Raw genomic sequence first — 18,286 nt, 5'->3', positions numbered from 1 at the left:
GGGCGGGGGGCGGGGGCCCGCGGGCGGCCGCGCCGCCCCCCCCCCCCCCCCCCCCCCCCCCCCCCCCCCCCCCCCCCCCCCCCCCCCCCCCCACGCCCGGATGGTGTCGATCTGCACCGGCGCCTCCGTGCTGGCCGCGGCCGGGCTGCTCGACGGGCGCCCGGCCGCCACGCACTGGCGCGACGCCGACGCCTTCCGCCGGCACTTCCCCGCCGTCCGGCTCGACGCCGACGTGCTCTTCGTCGACGACGGCGACGTGCTGACCTCCGCCGGCGTGGCCGCGGGCATCGACCTGCTGCTGCACCTGGTGCGCCGCGACCACGGCAGCGAGGTGGCCAACCGGGTCGCGCGGCGCAACGTCGTCGCCCCGTGGCGGGAGGGCGGGCAGTCGCAGTTCGTGGAGCGGCCGCTGCCGGAGTCCGGCGACACGGGGACGGCGGCCACCCGCGCCTGGACGCTGGAGCACCTGGGCGAGCCGCTCACCCTCGCCGACCTCGCCGGGCACGCGCGGATGAGCGTGCGGACGTTCACCCGGCGCTTCCGCGAGGAGACCGGCCTGTCACCGCTGCGCTGGCTGGCCGCGCAGCGGATCGGGCTGGCCCGGCGGCTGCTGGAGTCCACCGACGCCTCGGTCGACCGCGTCGCGGCGCAGGCCGGGTTCGGCACCCCCGCGTCGCTGCGCCAGCACCTGCGGGCCTCGATCGGGGTGGCGCCGGGCGCCTACCGCCGCACCTACCGGGGCGCCGGCCGCACCGCCTGAGGCACTCGTCCGGGGGAGGTGTGACGGGCGACTCGCCCACGCGGCGGCAGGATCGGCGGCCGCGTCTGGTTGAGTGGGGAGACCGGCGCCGCCCTCGCTCATCCGGAGCTGCAGGACTCGACGTCGGGCTGGTGCAGCGCCACCGAGGCGCGCCCGGCTGTCCGACGTCGCCGCCGGCGCGCTCCGCCCCGTCTCCCGGGGCCGGCCTGCGCCCGCGCACGGTGACCGAGGACGGCGACCCGAGAACGCCCGAGGAACCGATGACCTCCCCGCAGTCCCCCGCTCCCGCCGGCCCCGCCCGGTCCCGCCGCCGTCGCGGCGGCCGCGGCCGCGGCACCGGCGGCAGCAGCACCACCCCCGCCGCCCAGTCCCAGCCCCAGCCGCAGTCCCAGCCGCGGGAGATCCCGGCCGGCGACGTCGCCACCGTGCTGCCCACCGACACGACCTTCGCCGAGCTCGGCGTGCCCGCCCCGCTGGTCGAGGTGCTCACCTCCAGCGGCATCACCGCGCCGTTCCCCATCCAGGTCGCGACGCTGCCGGACTCCCTCGCCGGCCGCGACGTGCTCGGCCGCGGCCGCACCGGCTCGGGCAAGACCATCGCCTTCGCCCTGCCGCTGGTCTCCCGGCTGGCCGCCTCCACCACCCGCCGCCAGGCGCGCAGGCCGCGCGCGCTGGTCCTCGTCCCCACCCGCGAGCTGGCCAACCAGGTGCTGGCCACCGTCGAGCCGCTGGCCCGCGCCCTCGGGCTGCGCTCCACCACGGTCTTCGGCGGCGTGGGGCAGAACCCGCAGGTGCAGGCGCTGGCCGCCGGCGTCGACGTCGTCATCGCCTGCCCCGGCCGGCTCGAGGACCTCATCGGGCAGGGCCACGCGGACCTGTCCGCCGTCGAGGTCACCGTCCTCGACGAGGCCGACCACATGGCCGACCTGGGCTTCCTGCCCGGCGTCAAGCGGCTGCTGGACCGCACGCCGCAGGGCGGTCAGAGGCTGTTGTTCTCCGCCACGCTGGACAACGGCGTCGACGTGCTCGTCAAGCGCTACCTCGACCGCCCGGTGACCCACTCGGTCGACCCGGCCGTCGCACCGGTGGCCACCATGACCCACCACGTGTTCCAGGTGTCGGCCGCCGACAAGGCCGAGGTCGTGCGCCAGCTCGCCTCGGGCCTGGGCCGCAGCGTGCTGTTCACCCGGACCAAGCACCAGGCCAAGAAGCTCGCCAAGCAGCTCACCGCGGCCGGCGTCCCCGCCGTCGACCTGCACGGCAACCTCAGCCAGAACGCCCGCGAGCGCAACCTCGAGGCGTTCAGCACCGGCGGCACGCGCGTGCTGTGCGCCACCGACATCGCCGCGCGCGGCATCCACGTCGACGACGTCGCGCTCGTCGTGCACGTGGACCCGCCGACCGAGCACAAGGCCTACCTGCACCGCTCGGGCCGCACCGCCCGCGCCGGGGCCGGCGGCACGGTGGTCACCCTCTCCACCCCCGACCAGCACGGCGAGGTGCGCACGCTGACCCGCCAGGCCGGCATCACGCCGGTCGTGACCGCGGTGCGCCCGGGCGCCGAGCAGATCACCGCGCTCACCGGCCCGGCCGCGCCGTACGTCGAGCCCGCTCCCGCGCCGGCGCCCCAGCCGCAGGGCCAGGGCGGCGGCCGCCGTCGCCGCGGCGGCTCCGGCACCGCCGCGGCGGCCCCGAAGGCCACCGCGACGGCGACCGCAACGGCCGGTGGCCGCGGCGCCGCGCGCAACCCCGGCCCCGCGCGCACCCGCGCGGAGCTGGCCGCGCGGGCCGGTACCCACTCGGCGGCGTCGTTCAGCGGCCGGTCGCGGCGCGGCGGTCGCTGACCGGAGCTCCTGCCGGGGGTTCGCACGGGGGACGGTCGGGAAGAGCAGTCCCGACCGTCCCCGACCCCTGCGAGGTGCCCCGTGGCCCTGCCCATCACCCTGTCCGAGATCGGTCCCCGGATCTCCGCCGGCGCGTTCATCCTCAACAGCGGGCTGGGCAAGCGCGCGGCCGACGAGGAGACCGCGGCCGGGCTGCACGGCTTCGCCTCCGGCACCTACCCCTTCCTCAAGGACGTCGAGCCGCGGCAGTTCGTGCAGGCCCTGTCGACGGCGGAGATCGCCGTCGGCGCGGCCCTGCTGACGCCGTTCGTGCCGACCGCGCTGGCCGGCGCCGTCCTCACCGGCTTCGCCGGCGGCCTGCTCGGCCTGTACCTGCGCACGCCGGGCATGCGCAAGGAGGGCAGCCTCGCCCCCACCGAGCAGGGCCTGACGATCGCCAAGGACGTCTGGCTGCTCGGCATCGGCGTCGGCCTGCTCACCCGCGGTACCGTCGACCGCGGCTCCAAGCGCGTGCAGAAGGCCGCCCGGACCCTGGCGAAGGCCAACAAGCGGGTCTCCCGGGCCGAGCAGAAGATGGAGCGCAGGGCCGACCGCCGGGCCGCCCGCGCCGCCGCCGCGGCCTGACTCAGTCCCCGGGCAGGAAGACCGTGCCGACGAGCCGCCGCCGCCGGCCCGGGCCGGGCGCGTTGTCCAGGCGCGCCCGGAGCACCGCCCGGACGTCGTCGAGCAGGCCGGCGAACTCGTCGTCGTCGAGCCACAGGCCGGTCATCCGGTAACCGACCCCGTCCCGCGCGGGGTCGGGCCCGCCCGGCTCCTCGGCCGCGCGCCCGAGCCAGCGGTCGAAGTCGGCCAGCAGGGCGGCGACGAACGTGCCGAAGGCCCGGCGGTGCTCGTCGGGGCTCATCGCCGCCGCCTCGGCCGGCCCGACCGAGGCGGCGGCGACCACCAGCCGGTAGGTGCGCTCGGTGCTCCCCCGCACCCGCCGCTCGGCGACCACCTCGAGCACGCCGGCGTCGGCCAGCACCCCGACGTGCCGGTACAGCGTGGCGGCCGGGACGTCGGGCAGCTCGGCGTGCAGCTCGCCGGTGGTCAGGGTGCGGTCGCCCAGGAACGCCTGGACGACCCGGAGCCGCACCGGGTGCAGCAGCAGGTCCGCGGTCGCCACGCGGCCACCTTTCTCATAGTTGACAACGGTCTCACCATCGAGAACAATAACCGCATGGCGACGATCCAGACCACTCCGCAGACCCTGTCCGTCTCCCTCACCCGGACCGAGAAGGTCCTCGGCCTGCTGCGCGACCTCGAGGTGCCGCGGGCGGCGGTGCGCTCGGTCGAGGTCGTCCCCGACGGGCTGGCCGCCGCCCGCGGCCTGCGCGCGCCCGGGCTCGGCCTGCCCGGCCGGCGGCTGATCGGCACCTGGCGGCGCCGGGGCACCAGGGCGTTCGTCAGCGTCCGCCGCGGCCCGGCCGTGCGGCTGCACCTGACCGGCCAGCGCTTCGACACCGTGCTCGTGTCCGCCGACGACGCCGCCGCGGTCGCCGCCGACGTGGCCGCGCACCGGACGGTCCCCCGGTGACCGTGCGCGAGGTCCCCCTCACGGTGCCCGGCGAGCCCCCGCTCGCCGGGACGCTCACCCTGCCGGACTCCCCCGGCCCGGTGCCGGCCGTCCTGCTGGCCCCGGGCTCGGGGCCGCTCGACCGCGACTCCGACCACCGCCGGGCGCGCTTCGGCGTCACCCGCGACCTGGCGCACGCCCTCGCCGAGGGCGGCGTCGCGTCGCTGCGGTACGACAAGCGCGGCGTCGGCGCGACGCCGGGCGACTGGCGGCGGGCGGGGTTCACCGACAACGCCGACGACCTCGTCCGGGCCGCCGCCGCCCTCGCCGCCCGGCCCGAGGTCGACGGCGACCGGGTGGTGCTCGCCGGCCACAGCGAGGGCGCGCTGCTCGCCGCCACGGCGGTCGCGCGGGGGGTGCCGGCGGCCGGCGTCGTCCTGCTGGCCTGCTCGGCCACCCCGGGTGCGGAGCTGCTGCGCTGGCAGGCGCGGCAGATCGGCCCGACGCTGCCGGCGCCGGTGCGGGCGCTGCTGCGGCTGACGCGGACCGACCTGGAGCGGAAGGTCGCCGCCAACCACGAGCGCATCCGGGCCACGACCACCGACGTCGCCCGCATCGGCCCCGCGCGCCTCAACGCGCGCTGGCACCGGGAGTTCCTGGCGCACGACCCGCGCACCGACCTCGCCCGGATCGTCGTCCCGGTGCTCGCGGTGACCGGGGAGAAGGACCTGCAGGTCCCCGTCGCCGACGTCGAGGTGATCGCCGCGACGGTGCCGGGACCGGTCACCGTCCTGCGGGTGCCCGACCTGACCCACACGCTGCGCCGCCAGCCGGGACGGGCGTCGATGGGCGCCTACCGCGGCGAGCTGCGCCGCCCGGTCGACGCCGGGGTGCTCGCCGCCGTCGTCGGCTGGTGCCGCGAGGTCACCGGCCTGCAGCGCACCGCTGCCTGACGGTGGCCGGGCGCGCGGACGCGCCCGGCCACCGGTTCAATTGCCGCTGGAGAACGCGGCGTCGAACGCCGCGGCCGGCGGGTCGAAGGCCAGCCGGCGGACGAAGGCCAGCGCCTCGGGGGCGCCGACCAGGCGGTCCATGCCGGCGTCCTCCCACTCCACCGAGATCGGCCCGTCGTAGCCGATCGTGTTGAGCATCCGGAAGCAGGCCTCCCACGGGACGTCGCCGTGCCCGGTCGAGACGAAGTCCCAGCCGCGCCGCGGGTCGGCCCACGGCAGGTGCGAGCCGAGCCGGCCGTTGCGGCCGTTGCCGACCTGGCGCTTCGCGTCCTTGCAGTCGACGTGGTAGATCCGGTCCTTGAAGTCCCAGATGAAGCTGACCGGGTCGAGGTCCTGCCACACGAAGTGCGACGGGTCCCAGTTCAGCCCGAAGGCCTCGCGGTGGCCGATCGCCTCGAGCGCGGCCACCGTCGTCCAGTAGTCGTAGGCGATCTCCGACGGGTGCACCTCGTGGGCGAACCGGACGCCGACCTCGTCGAAGACGTCGAGGATCGGGTTCCACCGCGCCGCGAAGTCGGCGTAGCCGTCCTCGATCATCGACGCGGGGGCCGGCGGGAACATCGCCACGGCCTTCCAGATCTTCGACCCGGTGAACCCGACGACCGTCTTCACGCCCAGCTTGGCCGCGGCGCGCGCGGTCAGCTCCATCTCCTCGGCCGCCCGCTGCCGGACGCCCTCGGGGTCGCCGTCGCCCCAGACCCGCTTGTTGACGATGTCCTGGTGCCGGGCGTCGATCGGGTCGTCGCAGACGGCCTGGCCGTTGAGGTGGTTGGAGATGGCCCACACCTTCAGGCCGTACTTGTCCAGCAGCTCGAGCCGCTGCTGCACGTAGGAGTCGTCGGTGGCGGCCTTCTCGACGTCGAGGTGGTCACCCCAGCAGGCGATCTCCAGGCCGTCGTAGCCCCACTCGGAGGCGAGCCGGGCCACCTCCTCGAACGGCAGGTCGGCCCACTGGCCGGTGAACAGGGTGACGGGGCGGGGCATCAGGCGGTCCTCTCGGGGTCCTGGGCGGCGGGGTCCTGGGCGGCGATCGGGGTCCACACGGAGTCGGCGGCGGCGCTGCGCTCGACGGCGTCGAGCACCCGCTGCACCTGCAGGCCGTCGGCGAACGACGGCGTCGGGTCCTCGTCCTTGGCGATCGCGGTGAGCAGGTCGACGACCTGGTGGGTGAAGCCGTGCTCGTAGCCCAGCCCGTGACCGGCCGGCCACCAGGAGCCGATGTAGGGGTGCCCGGGCTCGGTGACGAGGATGCGCCGGAACCCGGCGCGCTCGGCGGGCTCGCTGCCGTCGAAGAACTGCAGCACGTTCATGTCCTCGAAGTCGAAGGCGAGGCTGCCCTCGGACCCGTTGACCTCGATGCGGATGGCGTTCTTGCGGCCGAGGGCGAAGCGGGTGGCCTCGAAGGTGGCCAGCGCGCCGCCGGAGAACCGGCCGAGGAACACCGCGGCGTCGTCGACGGTGACCCGGCCCGTCCCCTGCCCCGCGACGCCGGACAGCGACCCGGCCGCGGCCGGCAGCGGGCGCTCCTCGACGAAGGTCTCCAGCAGCGCGCTGACGCCGGTCAGGCTCTCGCCGGTGATGTGCTGGGTGAGGTCGACGATGTGCGCGCCGATGTCGCCGAGCGCGCCGGAGCCGGCCTTGTCCTTCTCCAGCCGCCACGACATGGGCGCGGCGGGGTCGGCGATCCAGTCCTGCAGGTACTGCGCGCGCACGTGCCGCACCTGGCCGATGCGGCCCTCGGCGACCAGCTGCCGGGCCAGCCCGATCGCCGGCACCCGGCGGTAGGTGAAGCCGACCATCGAGCGCACGCCGCGGGCGGCGGCCCGCTGCGCGGCAGCGGTCATCGCCTCCGCCTCGGCGACGGAGTTGGCCAGCGGCTTCTCGCAGAGCACGTGCTTGCCGGCCTCGAGCGCCGCGATGGCGATCTCGGCGTGGGTGTCGCCGGGGGTGCAGACGTCGACGAGGCCGACGTCGTCGCGCTCGAGCAGCCGCCGCCAGTCGGTCTCCACCGAGGCCCAGCCCAGCCGGGCGGCGGCGTCGGCGGTCCGCTGGGGGTCGCGGCCGGCGAGCACGGTGAGCTCGGGGCGCAGCGGGAGGTCGAAGAAGTGGGGGGCGGTGCGCCAGGCCTGCGAGTGCGCCGCGCCCATGAAGGCGTGTCCGATGAGACCGATCCCGAGGGTCGGCCGGTCTGCTGAGGTCATGGGGGCTCCCGGGGAGGGACGGGACCGCCGGTGACCGGCGGCCCCGCCCGGGTGGATCAGGACTCGAACGCGTTGTCGATGTACTGGTCGACGTTGTCGGCGGTGACGACCGGCGCGTTGAGCACGATCTGCCGCGGGACCTCGACCTCGGTCAGGTCCGACAGCGCCTTGTCCTGCGCGACCAGGCGCGCCAGCGCGATGCCGTCGGCGGCCTGGGTGTGCGGGTAGATGACCGTCGCCTGCAGCACCGAGTCGCCCTCCTGGATGGCCCGCATCGCGTTCGCCGAGCCGGCGCCGCCGACCATGATGAACTCGTCGCGACCGGCGCTCTCGATGGCGGCCAGGACGCCGACGCCCTGGTCGTCGTCGTGGTTCCACAGGGCGTCGATCTGCGGCGCGGCCTGGAGCAGGTTCGACGCCGCCTCCTCGCCGCCCTCGACGGTGAAGTCGGCGGCGACGCGGTTGTCGACGTCGAGACCGCACTCGGACAGCGCGTCGGCGAAGCCCTGGCTGCGGTCCTGGGTCAGCGGCAGCGAGTCGATGCCGGCGATCTCGGCGACGACGGCGTCGGGCTGGTCGCCGAGCTGCTCGCAGATGTACGTGCCGGCCGAGACGCCCATGCCGTAGTTGTCGCCGAGGATCGTGGTGCGCGCGGCGAAGGGGCTGTCGAACTCGCGGTCGACGTTGATGACCGGGATGCCGGCCTCCATCGCCTGGATCGCCACCGGGGTCATCGCGGCACCGTCGAAGGGCAGCAGCACGATCGCGTCGACGCCGTCGTTGATGAACGTCTCCACCTGGCTGATCTGGGTGCTGACGTCGTTGGTGCCCTCCGCGACCACCAGCTCGACGTCCTCGTAGTTCTCCGCCTCGGCCCGGGCGGCCTCGGTGATGCCGGCCATCCAGCCGTGGTCGGCCGCAGGGGCGGAGAAGCCGATGGTGACGGTGTCGCCGGCCTCGTCGTTGGCGCTGGCGGCCTGGTTGCCGCCGCCTCCGCTGCCGGAGTCCTCGGGGGTGTTGCTGGTGCAGCCGGCCACGAGCACGCCCGCGCTGAGCAGGGCGACCGTGGCGTACGGCAGACGGCGGAACGGACGCTGCCTCGTTGCAGACATGCTCTCTCTCCTCGGGTGTCGCCTCCCTGTCCGGGAGCCGGGTGGGACGCCGCCGGACGGGTGTCCGGCGGGTGGTGCGGCTGGAACGGCCCCCTCGCGTGGCCCCGCCGCGGGTCTGCGGGCGGTGGGGCGAGGGGGTCCTCCGTCAGAGGGTCTTGCCGGTGGCGGCCGGCCGGGCGCCGCCGGGGCCGCCCGCGGCGCTGGTGCCGCCGGAGACCGCACCGGAGGGCGATCCGGGCAGGGCCGGCCCTCCCGGATCGCTCCCGGAGCCGGGGCGGCGGAACGAGAAGCCGCCGGTGGCCACGCGCTGCTGCAGCAGCACCGCGAGGATGATGATCACGCCGCGGGCCACGGCCTGCGCCGAGCTCGACAGGTTGTTGAGCGTGAAGACGTTGCCCAGCGTGGTGAAGATCAGGACGCCGAGGACGGTGCCGACGATCGTGCCGCGCCCGCCGATGAGCAGCGTGCCGCCGATGACCACCGCGGCGATGGCGTCGAGCTCGTAGAGGGTGCCGTGGGTCGAGCTGCCCGTCGTCGTGCGCGCCATGAGCATCACGGCCGCGATGCCGCAGCAGACGCCGGACAGGACGTAGAGCTTGACGGTGTGCCGCTGCACCCGGATGCCGGCCAGCCGGGCGGCCTCGGCGTTGCCGCCGACGGCGAAGGTGCGCCGGCCGAAGGTCGTGCGGTTGAGCAGCACCCACCCGGCGACGGCGACCAGCGCGAAGATGATCACCAGCGTCGGGACGCCGAGGACGTCGCCGGAGAAGAAGGACAGGAAGTCCCGGTCGCGCACGATCTGGGTGCGCCGGTTGGCGATGATCTCGGCCAGGCCGCGGGCGGCGGCGAGCATCGCCAGCGTGGCGATGAAGGCGGCGAGCCGCCCGTAGGCGATGACCACCCCGTTGACGAGCCCGGCCACGCTGCCGACCACCAGCGCGGTGACCACCATGACGATCCAGTGGACGTCCTCGGCCATCTGCTGGGTGGCCAGCGTGGTGGCCCACACCGACGCCAGGGCCACCAGCGCGCCGACCGACAGGTCGATCCCGCCGCCGATGATCACGAAGGTCATGCCGACGCTGACCACGCCGATGACCGAGGCCAGCCGCAGGATGGTCAGGACGTTGTCGACGTCGGCGAAGCGGTCACCGGCCGTCGCGATCCCGACGATGCAGAGGATGACCAGCGCGAGCACCAGGCCCAGGTTGCGGCCCACCGGCCCCGCCAGGAACCCGCCGGGGTGCCCGCGGCGGGACTGCTCCTTGCCCGTGCCCGTGGTCAGCACCGTGCTGCCCTCACTCATGCGACGTCCCCTTCGTGCACCGGGACGCCGTGCGTCGACGTCCCCTCCATGACCAGGTCGAGCACGCGGTGCTCGTCGAGGGCCGCGGCCGGCTCCTCGGCCACCACCCGGCCCTCCGCGACGACGAGGACCCGGTCGGCCAGACCGAGCACCTCCGGGATCTCGCTGGAGACCACGACCACCGCGACCCCGCGGTCGGCGAGGTCGCGCACGAGCGCGTAGATCTCCGACCGGGCACCGACGTCGACGCCGCGGGTCGGCTCGTCGAGCAGCAGCACCCGGCACTCGCGCAGCAGCCAGCGGGCCAGCACGACCTTCTGCTGGTTGCCGCCGGACAGCGTCCGCACCTCGCGGGTGACGTCGGCGGGGCGGACCTCCAGCGCGCCGACCTGCTCCCGGGCGGCCGCGCGCTCGGCCGCGGCGGACAGGAAGCCGCCGCGGGCGAAGCGGGCGAGGCTGGAGATCGAGATGTTGCGGGCCACCGACTCGCCGAGCAGCAGCGCCTGGCTCTTGCGCTCCTCGGGTGCCAGGCCGACGCCGGCGGCCACCGCGGCGCCGACGTCACCGGGCCGCAGCCGGCGGCCGCCCACGCGCACCGTGCCGCTGGTCGCGCGCCGGGCACCGTAGACGGTCTCGAGGATCTCCGAGCGGCCCGAGCCGACCAGCCCGGCCAGCCCCACGATCTCGCCGGGCCGCACGGTGAGGGAGACGTCGGAGAACGCGCCGCGCAGGCCGAGGTCGTCGACCTCGAGCACCGGCTCGGCGGTGGCCGGGGGCCGGTGGTGGCGCTCGGGGAAGACGTACTCGATGTCCCGGCCGGTCATCAGCGTGATGACCTCGCGGGTCGGCGTCTCCCGGGCCGGCAGCCCGGTGGCGACGGTCCGGCCGTCCTTGAGGACGGTGATCCGGTCGCCGATCCCGCGGATCTCCTCGAGCCGGTGGGAGATGTAGACGACGGCGACGTCGTGCGCGGTGAGGTCGCGGATGACCGTGAACAGCCGCTCGACCTCCTCGTTGTCGAGGACCGCGGACGGCTCGTCCATGATGATCAGCCGGGCGTCCTGGGACAGCGCCCGCGCGATGCTCACCATCTGCTGGGAGGCCGCAGGCAGCGACCCGACCTCGGCGCCGGGGCGGATCTCGGGGTGGCCGAGCCGGGTGAGCAGCTCCCCCGCCCGCCGGTTGAGCTCGCGCGGCCGCACGAAGCCCAGCTGGGCCTGCTCCCGGCCGAGGAAGACGTTGTCGGCGACGGTCAGCCCGGCGACCAGGTCGAGCTCCTGGTAGATCGTCGCGATGCCCAGGCCCAGCGCGGCCTGCGGCGTCGACAGCCGGACCCGCTCGCCGCGCCACCAGATGGCGCCCTCGTCGGGCTGGTGGGCGCCGGCGAGGACCTTGATCAGCGTCGACTTCCCGGCGCCGTTCTGGCCGAGGAGGCAGTGCACCTCCCCCGCGCGGACGTCGAGATCGACGCCGCCGAGCGCGCGGACGCCCGGGAAGGTCTTGACGATGCCGTGCATCTCCAGCAGCGGCGCCTCGCGCAGCCGCGACTCCCGCTCGACGTCCACCGCACCACCCGACTTCTGCTCAGTTTTGACCATTAGTCCGTTGAGCGGAGAACGTATGAGGTGGCACACAGGAGGTCAAGACCCTGGCCGGGTCGGTTACCGGATCGCGACCCGACCGCCGGACCGTCGAGGGGGCCTCCCGGGCGGGAGGCACCCCGTCTCAGCGGGCGAGCGCCTGGTGGACGGAGTCCTCGTCGAGGTGGCCCTCGATGGCCATGAGGGCGGCACCGACCCGGCCGGAGAGGTCCGGCGCCTCGCTGACGGTGATCTCCAGGGCACGCGCGGCCAGCGGCATGGCCCGGCCGTAGACCGCCTCGCGGATGCCGGCCAGCAGCGGGACGCCGGCCTGGGCGACGCCCCCGGTCATGACGATCCGGTGCGGGTTGAAGAAGTTGACCAGCGCGGCCAGCACGGTGCCGATCGTGCGGCCGGCGTGCCGGACCAGCTCCAGGGCCACACCGTCGCCCTGCGCGGCCCGCTCGACGACGTCGCGGGTGGTGGTGACCGGCAGCCCGGCGGCCTGGGCGTCGCGCAGCAGCGCACCGCCGCCGGCGATCGCCTCCAGGCAGTTGGTCTGCCCGCACCGGCAGACGACCTCCCGGCCGTCGGCCGAGGGCACGTGGATGTGCCCGATGTCGCCGGCGCTGCCCTGCGCGCCCCGGTACACCCCGCCGTCGACGATGATCCCGCAGCCGATGCCGGTGCCGACCTTGACGACCAGCACGTCCTGCACCGAGCCCGCGACGCCCATCTCGCCGAGCGCCATGACGTTGACGTCGTTGTCGACGAACACCGGGCAGCCGTAGCGGCCGAACGCGCTCGGGATCGGGAAGTCGTGCCAGCCGGGCATGATCGGCGGGTGCGAGGGCCGCCCGGTCGAGAACTCGACCGGGCCGGGGACGCCGACGCCGACGGCGCACACGTCGGCAGGGGTCAGCCCGGCCTCGGCGAGCACCTGCTGCGCCAGCCGGTCGACCTCGGCGAGCACCGGGCGGGGGCCCTCGGCGATGTCGATGGGGTGCCCGGCGGTGGCGAGGATCTGCGCGGACAGGTCGGTGACGGCGACGTCGACGCTGGTGACGCCGAGGTCGACGGCGAGCACGCACCCGGCGGCGCTGTTGAACCGCAGCAGGGTGGGCGGGCGGCCGCCGGTGCTCCAGCCGCGGCCGCCCTCCTCGAGCAGGCCGGCGGCGATGAGCTGGTCGACGCGGGCGCTGACGGTGTTGCGCGCGGCGCCGGTCAGCGCGACGAGCTCGGCCCGGCTCCGGGCACGGCCGGTGCGCACGTGGTGCAGCAGCGCGCCGGCCGAGGCGGAGGAGGAGCCCATGCCGTCATGGTGACACGCCGCGGGCCCGGTCCCGGCCGCTCCGCCCGGCCGACTCCGCCAGCACCGCCCGCAGCACGGCGGCCACCTCGCCGGGGTGGGTCTGCACCGTCATGTGCGCCGCACCGGGCACCTCGACGACCCGGCCGCGGGGTGCCGCGGCGGCCACCCGCCCGGCCCAGTCGGCACGGCAGAGCCGGTCCCGGGTGCCGCGGACGACGGTCACCGGCACGCCGACGGCGGCCAGCCGGTCCTCGATCCGGTCGGGAGCCGCGCTCCGCCACAGGGCCCGCATCGCGCGGGGGCCGGTGCCCAGCCACTGCGCGAGCACCAGCGGCAGCTGCCACCACGGCTCGGCGAGCGCCGTCCACAGCCACCACCGGGCCAGCCGGGCCGGGCGGCGCAGCCGCGGGTCGGTGGTCGGGCCGAGCAGCACGACACCGGCCACGCGGGGGTCCGTGGCCGCCGCGGCGACCACCTGGCAGCCCTGGCTGTGCCCGGCGAGCACGACCGGACCGGCACCGAGGGCGGCGCGCAGGGCGGCGGCCAGGTCGTCGAGCGGGGGAACAGGTGCAGACCGGCCCATCCCGGGTAGGAGCACGACGCCGGCGGGTACCCGCCGGCGCAGCCGTGACCACGACCGCCCGTCCAGCCCCAGGCCGGGGACGACCACCAGCCGGGGGATGAGGACGGGCACCGGCCCGGTTGTACCGGGTGGACGCGGACACCGCGAACGCACACCACAGCCACGGGCGGGTGGCCGGGATCACCTCCCCGGCCGGCCCGCTGCAGGACAGCGGAGTCCCTGACGGGAGAGGATCAGTCATCATGACGACGACATCACCTGCGCACGACGCCGCCGACGGCACGCGGACCGGACGCCCGCAGGTGGTGATCGTCGGCTCCGGCTTCGGAGGGCTGTTCGCCGCGAAGGCCCTGCGCAACGCCGACGTCGACGTCACGGTGATCGCCAAGACCGGCCACCACCTGTTCCAGCCGCTGCTCTACCAGGTGGCCACCGGCATCCTGTCCGAGGGCGAGATCGCGCCGGCCACCCGCGAGGTGCTGCGCCACCAGAAGAACGCCCGGGTGGTCCTGGGCGAGGTCGTCGACATCGACGTCGACGCGCGCACGGTGACCTCCACCGTCCTCGGCCGCACCACGGTGCACCCCTACGACGAGCTCATCGTCGCCGCCGGCGCGGGACAGTCCTACTTCGGCAACGACCAGTTCGCCGAGTTCGCCCCCGGCATGAAGAGCATCGACGACGCCCTCGAGCTGCGCGGCCGGATCTTCGGCGCCTTCGAGCTGGCCGAGATCGCCACCGACCCCGCCGAGGTCGAGCGACTGATGACCTTCGTCGTCGTCGGTGCCGGCCCCACCGGGGTGGAGATGGCCGGCCAGATCGCCGAGCTCGCGCACCGGACGCTGCGCCGCGACTTCCGCAACATCGACCCCGAGCAGGCGCGCATCATCCTGCTCGACGGCGCGCCGCAGGTGCTGCCGCCGTTCGGCCCGAAGCTCGGTGAGCAGGCGCGCCGCCACCTCAACCGGATCGGCGTCGAGGTCCAGCTCGGCGCGCTGGTCACCGACCTCGACGCCGACGGCCTCACCGTCAAGGACTCCGACGGGCAGGTGCGCCGCATCGCCGCCGCCACCAAGGTGTGGGCGGCCGGTGTGCAGGCCTCCCCGCTGGGCCGGCTGCTGGGCGAGAAGACCGGCGCCGAGGTGGACCGCCCCGGCCGGGTCGCGGTGCAGGCGGACCTGACCCTGCCCGGCCACCCGGAGATCCACGTCGTCGGCGACATGGCCAACCACCCCGACAAGCTGCCGGGTGTGGCACAGGTGGCCATCCAGGGCGGGCGCTACGCGGCCGACCAGATCCAGCGCCGCCTCGCCGGCAAGAAGCCGCGCGGGCCCTTCCGCTACCGCGACAAGGGCAACATGGCGACGATCTCGCGGTTCTCCGCGGTGGCCGACATCAAGAAGATGAAGTTCGAGGGCTTCATCGCCTGGGTGATCTGGCTGGTGGTGCACCTCTTCTACATCATCGGCTTCAAGAGCCGGGTCACCACGGTGCTGCACTGGATGGTCAGCTTCCTCGGCCGCGGCCGCTCGCAGCGGGTGGCCACCCAGCAGCAGGTCTACGGCCGGCTGGCGCTGGAGAAGCTCGGCCCGGAGTTCTCCGCGTCGAAGACCGGTGGCCCGAAGGACCACGGCGAGGACCCCGACGAGGTCAACCCCGACCAGCAGAAGGACCTCGTTGCCCGCCGCACCGCTTAGCGGCACCACCTCGGCCCGCCCCGCGCCAGCGGGGCGGGCCGAGCCACGTGTCGAGGGCGGCGGCTACCAGGGCGGGGGTCACCACGTGGCCGCCGTCGAACTCGTCGTAGACGACGTCGTAGCCGCCCGCGGTGAGCTGCTGCGCCACCCGCCGGCCGCAGCGGTCGACCGGCAGCACCCGGTCGTGCGTGCCGTGGGCGATCCACACCCGCGGCCGGCCCGCGCGCCCGGGCGGCGCCGCGAAGCCGGGTGAGAAGGCCAGCAGCGCCTCGACCAGCTCGCCGTTGGCCAGGCCCAGCGACAGGGCGTACGAGGCGCCGTCGGAGAAGCCGCCGAGCGCCACCCGCGACACCGCCAGGCCCGCGGCCACCTGCCGCAGGGCGGCGTCGAGGACGGCGACGTCGCGGCCGAGCCCGCCCGCGATGAGGTCCCAGGTGACCGCCACCGACGACGTGGCGAGCACCGCGACCCCGCGGGCGGTGGCGACGTCGCCCACCGCCGCCAGCGACTGCCCGGCGTGGCCGCCGGCGCCGTGGCAGAACACCAGCAGCGGGCACGGCCCGCCCCCTGCCCGGGGGACGGCGACCAGCGACTCGGCTGCGCCGCCGAGGTCGAGCGCCGTGGTGCCCGGCGGCAGCGGCGGCCCGGCCGGCGAGGGACCGGGCCGCGCCTCGAGTCGCCCCTCGGCGGCCGGGCGCGGCGCGGCCGCCATCACACCGCGTGCGCCGCGGGCGGCACGTGCTCGTCGGGCCGCTCGAGGTGCAGCGGCTGCAGCGGCGTCGTCTCCTCCAGGTACAGGAAGGCGTCGTAGCGCTCGCCGAGCACGGTCGGCACGTAGTTGCCCCAGCGCTCCCGCTCGGGCCGGTACACCACGCCGATCGCCCGGTGGCCGAGCCGGCGCTCCAACCAGCCGGGGCGCTCCCCGCGCGGGACGACGACCAGCGCGTCCCGTCCGAGCGCCTCGTGCAGCAGGTGCTCCAGGCTGCCCTCCCGGGCCGGCGGCACGACCATGCGCTCGACCTGCGAGCCCCACTCCCGCCCGGCGACCACCCCGCCGCGGTGCCCGCCGAACCCGACCAGCACGACGTCGTGGGCGCCGTGCCGCTCCCGCAGCAGCTGGCCGACGTTGGTCATCCCGGCGTCGGCCATGTCGGTGGCGCGGGCGTCCCCGACGTGGGTGTTGTGCTCCCAGACGACCGCCCGCCGGCCGGTGTGCGCCAGCAGCCGGTCGAGGGTGTCGGCCATGTGCACGTCGCGGACGTTCCACGACTCCGCCGAGCCCCCGACCATCGCCCGGTAGTAGCGCTCGGCCCCGGCGACGACGGCGGCGTTCTGCTCGGCGGCGAAGCGGGCGTCGGCGTCGTCGGGGTCGCTCGCCGCGCCGCGCTCCTCGCACAACCGGCGCAGCAGGTCGACGACGGTCTCCTCGCACGTGGAGGGCGCGAACCGGCTGGCGAAGGCGTACTCGGCGCCGTCCTCGCCGAAGGGCTCGAAGCAGCGCAGCGCCTGCCGCGCGGCCGCCGCGTGCTCGGGCTCGTTGTCCTGCACCCAGGCCAGCAGCTCGTGCATGGAGTCCCAGAGGCTGTAGACGTCGAGGCCGTGGAAGCCGACACGCTCGGCCGCGGGCCGGGCGGCGTTGACCTCGCGCAGCCAGCGGCAGAAGTCGACGACGTCGTCGTTGGCCCACATCCACGTCGGCCAGCGGGAGATCGCGTCCAGGGCGGTGCGCGGGTCCTCGTCGGCCCCCGGGCGCAGCCGCACGCTGCGGTCGACCCGGGCGCAGTCGGGCCAGTCCCCCTCGACGGCGACCAGGCCGAAGCCGTGCTCCTCGACCAGGCGGCGGGTCAGCGCCGCGCGCCAGGCGTAGTACTCGTGCGTGCCGTGGCTGGCCTCGCCGACCGCCACCACCCGCGCGTCGCCGACCCGCGCGAGCAGCGGGTCGAGGTCGGCGGCATCGCGCAGCGGGAGGGCGAGCTCCCGGACGTCGTCGGCGTCCATCAGGTCCTCCCGGCCGCCCCCTCGCGGACGACCCACTCGGCGACCGCCCGGCGGTTGCCCGTGCGCAGCCAGGTGCTCCGCTGCCGCGCCGCGGACGTACCCCGGCCGAGCAGGTCCTGCACCAGCGCGCAGACCTCGTCCCACTCGCCGGCGCCGGTGAGGTCCTCCTCGAGCTCGGCGAGCAGGCCGGAGACGGCGTCGCGGGCGTCGACCAGCTCCAGGCGCAGCGGGTCGAACAGCCGGCCGCCGACGCCCTCGCGCGCTGCCCGCCAGCGGGCCGCCCGCAGGTGCTCGGGGCGGACCTCGGGCACCGGCTCGCCGCGGGCGGCGCGGCCGGCGAGCACCCGCACCAGCGAGCGGACCAGCGCCGCGTGCAGGACGGCGTCGTCGACGGTGGTGCACACGTCGGCCAGCCGGAACTCGATGGTCGGCAGCCGGGCCGAGGGGCGCACGTCCCAGTACAGGTGCGACCCGTCGGCCACCACGCCGGAGGCGACCAGGCCGGCGAGCACGCGCCGGTAGCCCTCGGCGTCGCCGAGGGGCTCGGGGGCGCCGGCGTGCGGGAAGCGGGTCCACCACAGCGTCCGCCACGACTCGTAGCCGGTGTCGACGCCGTCGTGGAACGGCGAGCTGCCGGTCATGGCCAGCAGCACCGGGACGTAGGGCCGGGCGCGGTCGAGCACGGCGACGGCGGTGTCGAGGTCGGGGACGCCGACGTGCACGTGGCAGCCGCAGATGTCCTGCTGCCGGGCCAGCCCCGCCCAGCGCTCCACCATCGCCTCGTACCGCTCACCCGGCGTGACCGGCATGGTGTGCCAGGAGTCCCACGGGTGGGTGGACGCGGGCAGCAGCAGCAGGCCGTCGCGCGCCGCGGCGGCGGCCGCCTGGGCGCGGCCGGCGGCGATCTCGGCGCGCACCTCGGCGAGGGAGGTGCAGATCCCGCTGGCGGTCTCCAGCTGGGTGGTGGAGATCTCCGGGAGCACCAGCGGGCCCGCCTCGCCGGCGAGAGCGGCGGCCGCCGCCTGCGGGCCCGGGGTCAGCTCGTAGGTGTCGGGCGCGACGAGGTGGAACTCCTCCTCGACACCGAGGGTGCGCCCGACGGCGCCGGTGTCGGACTGCTGGCCGTCGGGGTGCACGCCGCTCCTGGGTGCCGTCGGGGGTGCCGGTGACCGTGCTGGTGACCGTGTGTGGGGCAGGCCGACGCTACGGCCGGCCCGGCGGCGTCGCACCTGCTGACCGGCGCGGTCGTGGGGTGGCCCGCGGCGCGGGGGGGCCCCGCCCCCGCGCCCGCGGGCCCACCTCGCGCTTGGCGGTGACGCGGGGGG

The 18,286-nt window shown here is 75.8% G+C and carries 17 protein-coding genes; 6 read left to right on the top strand and 11 right to left on the bottom strand.

Annotated features, from left to right (window positions below):
* The first annotated feature begins 103 nt into the window (after positions 1–103).
* The 3 genes from ACI780_RS23705 to ACI780_RS23695 all read left to right on the top strand — a co-directional run bounded on the left by ACI780_RS23705 (position 104) and on the right by ACI780_RS23695 (position 3,228).
* Complete coding sequence (locus tag ACI780_RS23705; RefSeq protein WP_457005988.1) at positions 104–760, top strand: GlxA family transcriptional regulator; 657 nt, start codon at positions 104–106, stop codon at positions 758–760.
* Between the two features lie 260 nt (positions 761–1,020).
* The gene (locus ACI780_RS23700; RefSeq protein WP_457005987.1) at positions 1,021–2,604 is read left to right on the top strand and encodes a DEAD/DEAH box helicase; all 1,584 of its coding nucleotides are present in this window, start codon (positions 1,021–1,023) and stop codon (positions 2,602–2,604) included.
* Positions 2,605–2,685: 81 nt separating this feature from the next.
* Positions 2,686–3,228, top strand: coding sequence for a hypothetical protein (locus ACI780_RS23695; RefSeq protein WP_456872790.1), 543 nt, complete (start codon positions 2,686–2,688; stop codon positions 3,226–3,228).
* Position 3,229: 1 nt separating this feature from the next.
* On the opposite strand, the gene ACI780_RS23690 is transcribed toward ACI780_RS23695, so the two are convergent.
* Complete coding sequence (locus tag ACI780_RS23690; protein WP_456872791.1) at positions 3,230–3,769, bottom strand: helix-turn-helix domain-containing protein; 540 nt, start codon at positions 3,767–3,769, stop codon at positions 3,230–3,232.
* A 54-nt stretch (positions 3,770–3,823) separates the two neighbouring features.
* On the opposite strand from ACI780_RS23690, the gene ACI780_RS23685 reads away from it, so the two are divergent.
* Together ACI780_RS23685 and ACI780_RS23680 are read left to right on the top strand one after the other, a co-directional pair.
* Entirely contained in the window at positions 3,824–4,180 is a 357-nt protein-coding gene (locus tag ACI780_RS23685) for a hypothetical protein (RefSeq protein ID WP_457005986.1), read from the top strand.
* Positions 4,177–5,112, top strand: a complete 936-nt coding sequence (locus tag ACI780_RS23680) for an alpha/beta hydrolase family protein (RefSeq protein WP_457005985.1) — start codon at positions 4,177–4,179, stop codon at positions 5,110–5,112. The genes ACI780_RS23685 and ACI780_RS23680 overlap by 4 nt, the downstream gene beginning before the upstream one ends.
* A 36-nt stretch (positions 5,113–5,148) precedes the next feature.
* Here the strand turns inward: ACI780_RS23680 and ACI780_RS23675 are convergent, their stop codons facing one another.
* From ACI780_RS23675 to ACI780_RS23645, 7 genes are all read right to left on the bottom strand, one after another.
* The gene (locus tag ACI780_RS23675; RefSeq protein WP_457005984.1) at positions 5,149–6,156 is read right to left on the bottom strand and encodes a sugar phosphate isomerase/epimerase family protein; all 1,008 of its coding nucleotides are present in this window, start codon (positions 6,154–6,156) and stop codon (positions 5,149–5,151) included.
* Positions 6,156–7,373 (bottom strand): Gfo/Idh/MocA family protein, encoded by a 1,218-nt coding sequence (locus ACI780_RS23670; RefSeq protein ID WP_456872795.1) that lies wholly within the window; start codon positions 7,371–7,373, stop codon positions 6,156–6,158. The genes ACI780_RS23675 and ACI780_RS23670 overlap by 1 nt, the downstream gene beginning before the upstream one ends.
* 56 nt (positions 7,374–7,429) lie before the next feature.
* Positions 7,430–8,485 carry a substrate-binding domain-containing protein gene (locus ACI780_RS23665; RefSeq protein ID WP_456872796.1) on the bottom strand — a complete coding sequence of 352 codons (1,056 nt, stop codon included), beginning with the start codon at positions 8,483–8,485 and terminating at the stop codon, positions 7,430–7,432.
* Positions 8,486–8,630: 145 nt separating this feature from the next.
* A complete protein-coding gene (locus ACI780_RS23660; protein ID WP_456872797.1) occupies positions 8,631–9,791 on the bottom strand; it encodes an ABC transporter permease in 1,161 nt (386 codons plus the stop codon).
* The gene (locus ACI780_RS23655; protein ID WP_457005983.1) at positions 9,788–11,356 is read right to left on the bottom strand and encodes a sugar ABC transporter ATP-binding protein; all 1,569 of its coding nucleotides are present in this window, start codon (positions 11,354–11,356) and stop codon (positions 9,788–9,790) included. Before ACI780_RS23655 ends, ACI780_RS23660 begins: the two co-directional genes overlap by 4 nt.
* 160 nt (positions 11,357–11,516) lie before the next feature.
* Entirely contained in the window at positions 11,517–12,683 is a 1,167-nt protein-coding gene (locus tag ACI780_RS23650; RefSeq protein ID WP_457005982.1) for an ROK family protein, read from the bottom strand.
* A gap of 4 nt (positions 12,684–12,687) precedes the next feature.
* Entirely contained in the window at positions 12,688–13,377 is a 690-nt protein-coding gene (locus ACI780_RS23645; RefSeq protein ID WP_456872800.1) for an alpha/beta fold hydrolase, read from the bottom strand.
* A gap of 131 nt (positions 13,378–13,508) precedes the next feature.
* Between ACI780_RS23645 and ACI780_RS23640 the strand changes: the two genes are divergently transcribed.
* Positions 13,509–14,963 carry an NAD(P)/FAD-dependent oxidoreductase gene (locus ACI780_RS23640; protein WP_457005981.1) on the top strand — a complete coding sequence of 485 codons (1,455 nt, stop codon included), beginning with the start codon at positions 13,509–13,511 and terminating at the stop codon, positions 14,961–14,963.
* Here the strand turns inward: ACI780_RS23640 and ACI780_RS23635 are convergent.
* Genes ACI780_RS23635 through ACI780_RS23625 form a run of 3 tightly spaced genes read right to left on the bottom strand, consistent with a single transcriptional unit; the run spans position 14,917 to position 18,097 of the window.
* Complete coding sequence (locus ACI780_RS23635; protein ID WP_457005980.1) at positions 14,917–15,675, bottom strand: alpha/beta hydrolase; 759 nt, start codon at positions 15,673–15,675, stop codon at positions 14,917–14,919. The two genes, ACI780_RS23640 and ACI780_RS23635, sit on opposite strands and share 47 nt — an antisense overlap.
* Positions 15,675–16,961: an erythromycin esterase family protein gene (locus tag ACI780_RS23630; RefSeq protein WP_457005979.1), complete on the bottom strand. Its 1,287-nt coding sequence runs from the start codon at positions 16,959–16,961 to the stop codon at positions 15,675–15,677. Before ACI780_RS23630 ends, ACI780_RS23635 begins: the two co-directional genes overlap by 1 nt.
* Positions 16,961–18,097, bottom strand: coding sequence for a carboxylate-amine ligase (locus tag ACI780_RS23625; protein WP_457005978.1), 1,137 nt, complete (start codon positions 18,095–18,097; stop codon positions 16,961–16,963). The genes ACI780_RS23630 and ACI780_RS23625 overlap by 1 nt, the downstream gene beginning before the upstream one ends.
* Positions 18,098–18,286: the final 189 nt, after the last annotated feature.

The sequence above is a fragment of the Geodermatophilus sp. SYSU D00814 genome, assembly GCF_054050055.1.
The sequence above is the reverse complement of the archived record's forward strand: the minus strand, read 5'-3'. Positions and strand labels throughout refer to the sequence as shown.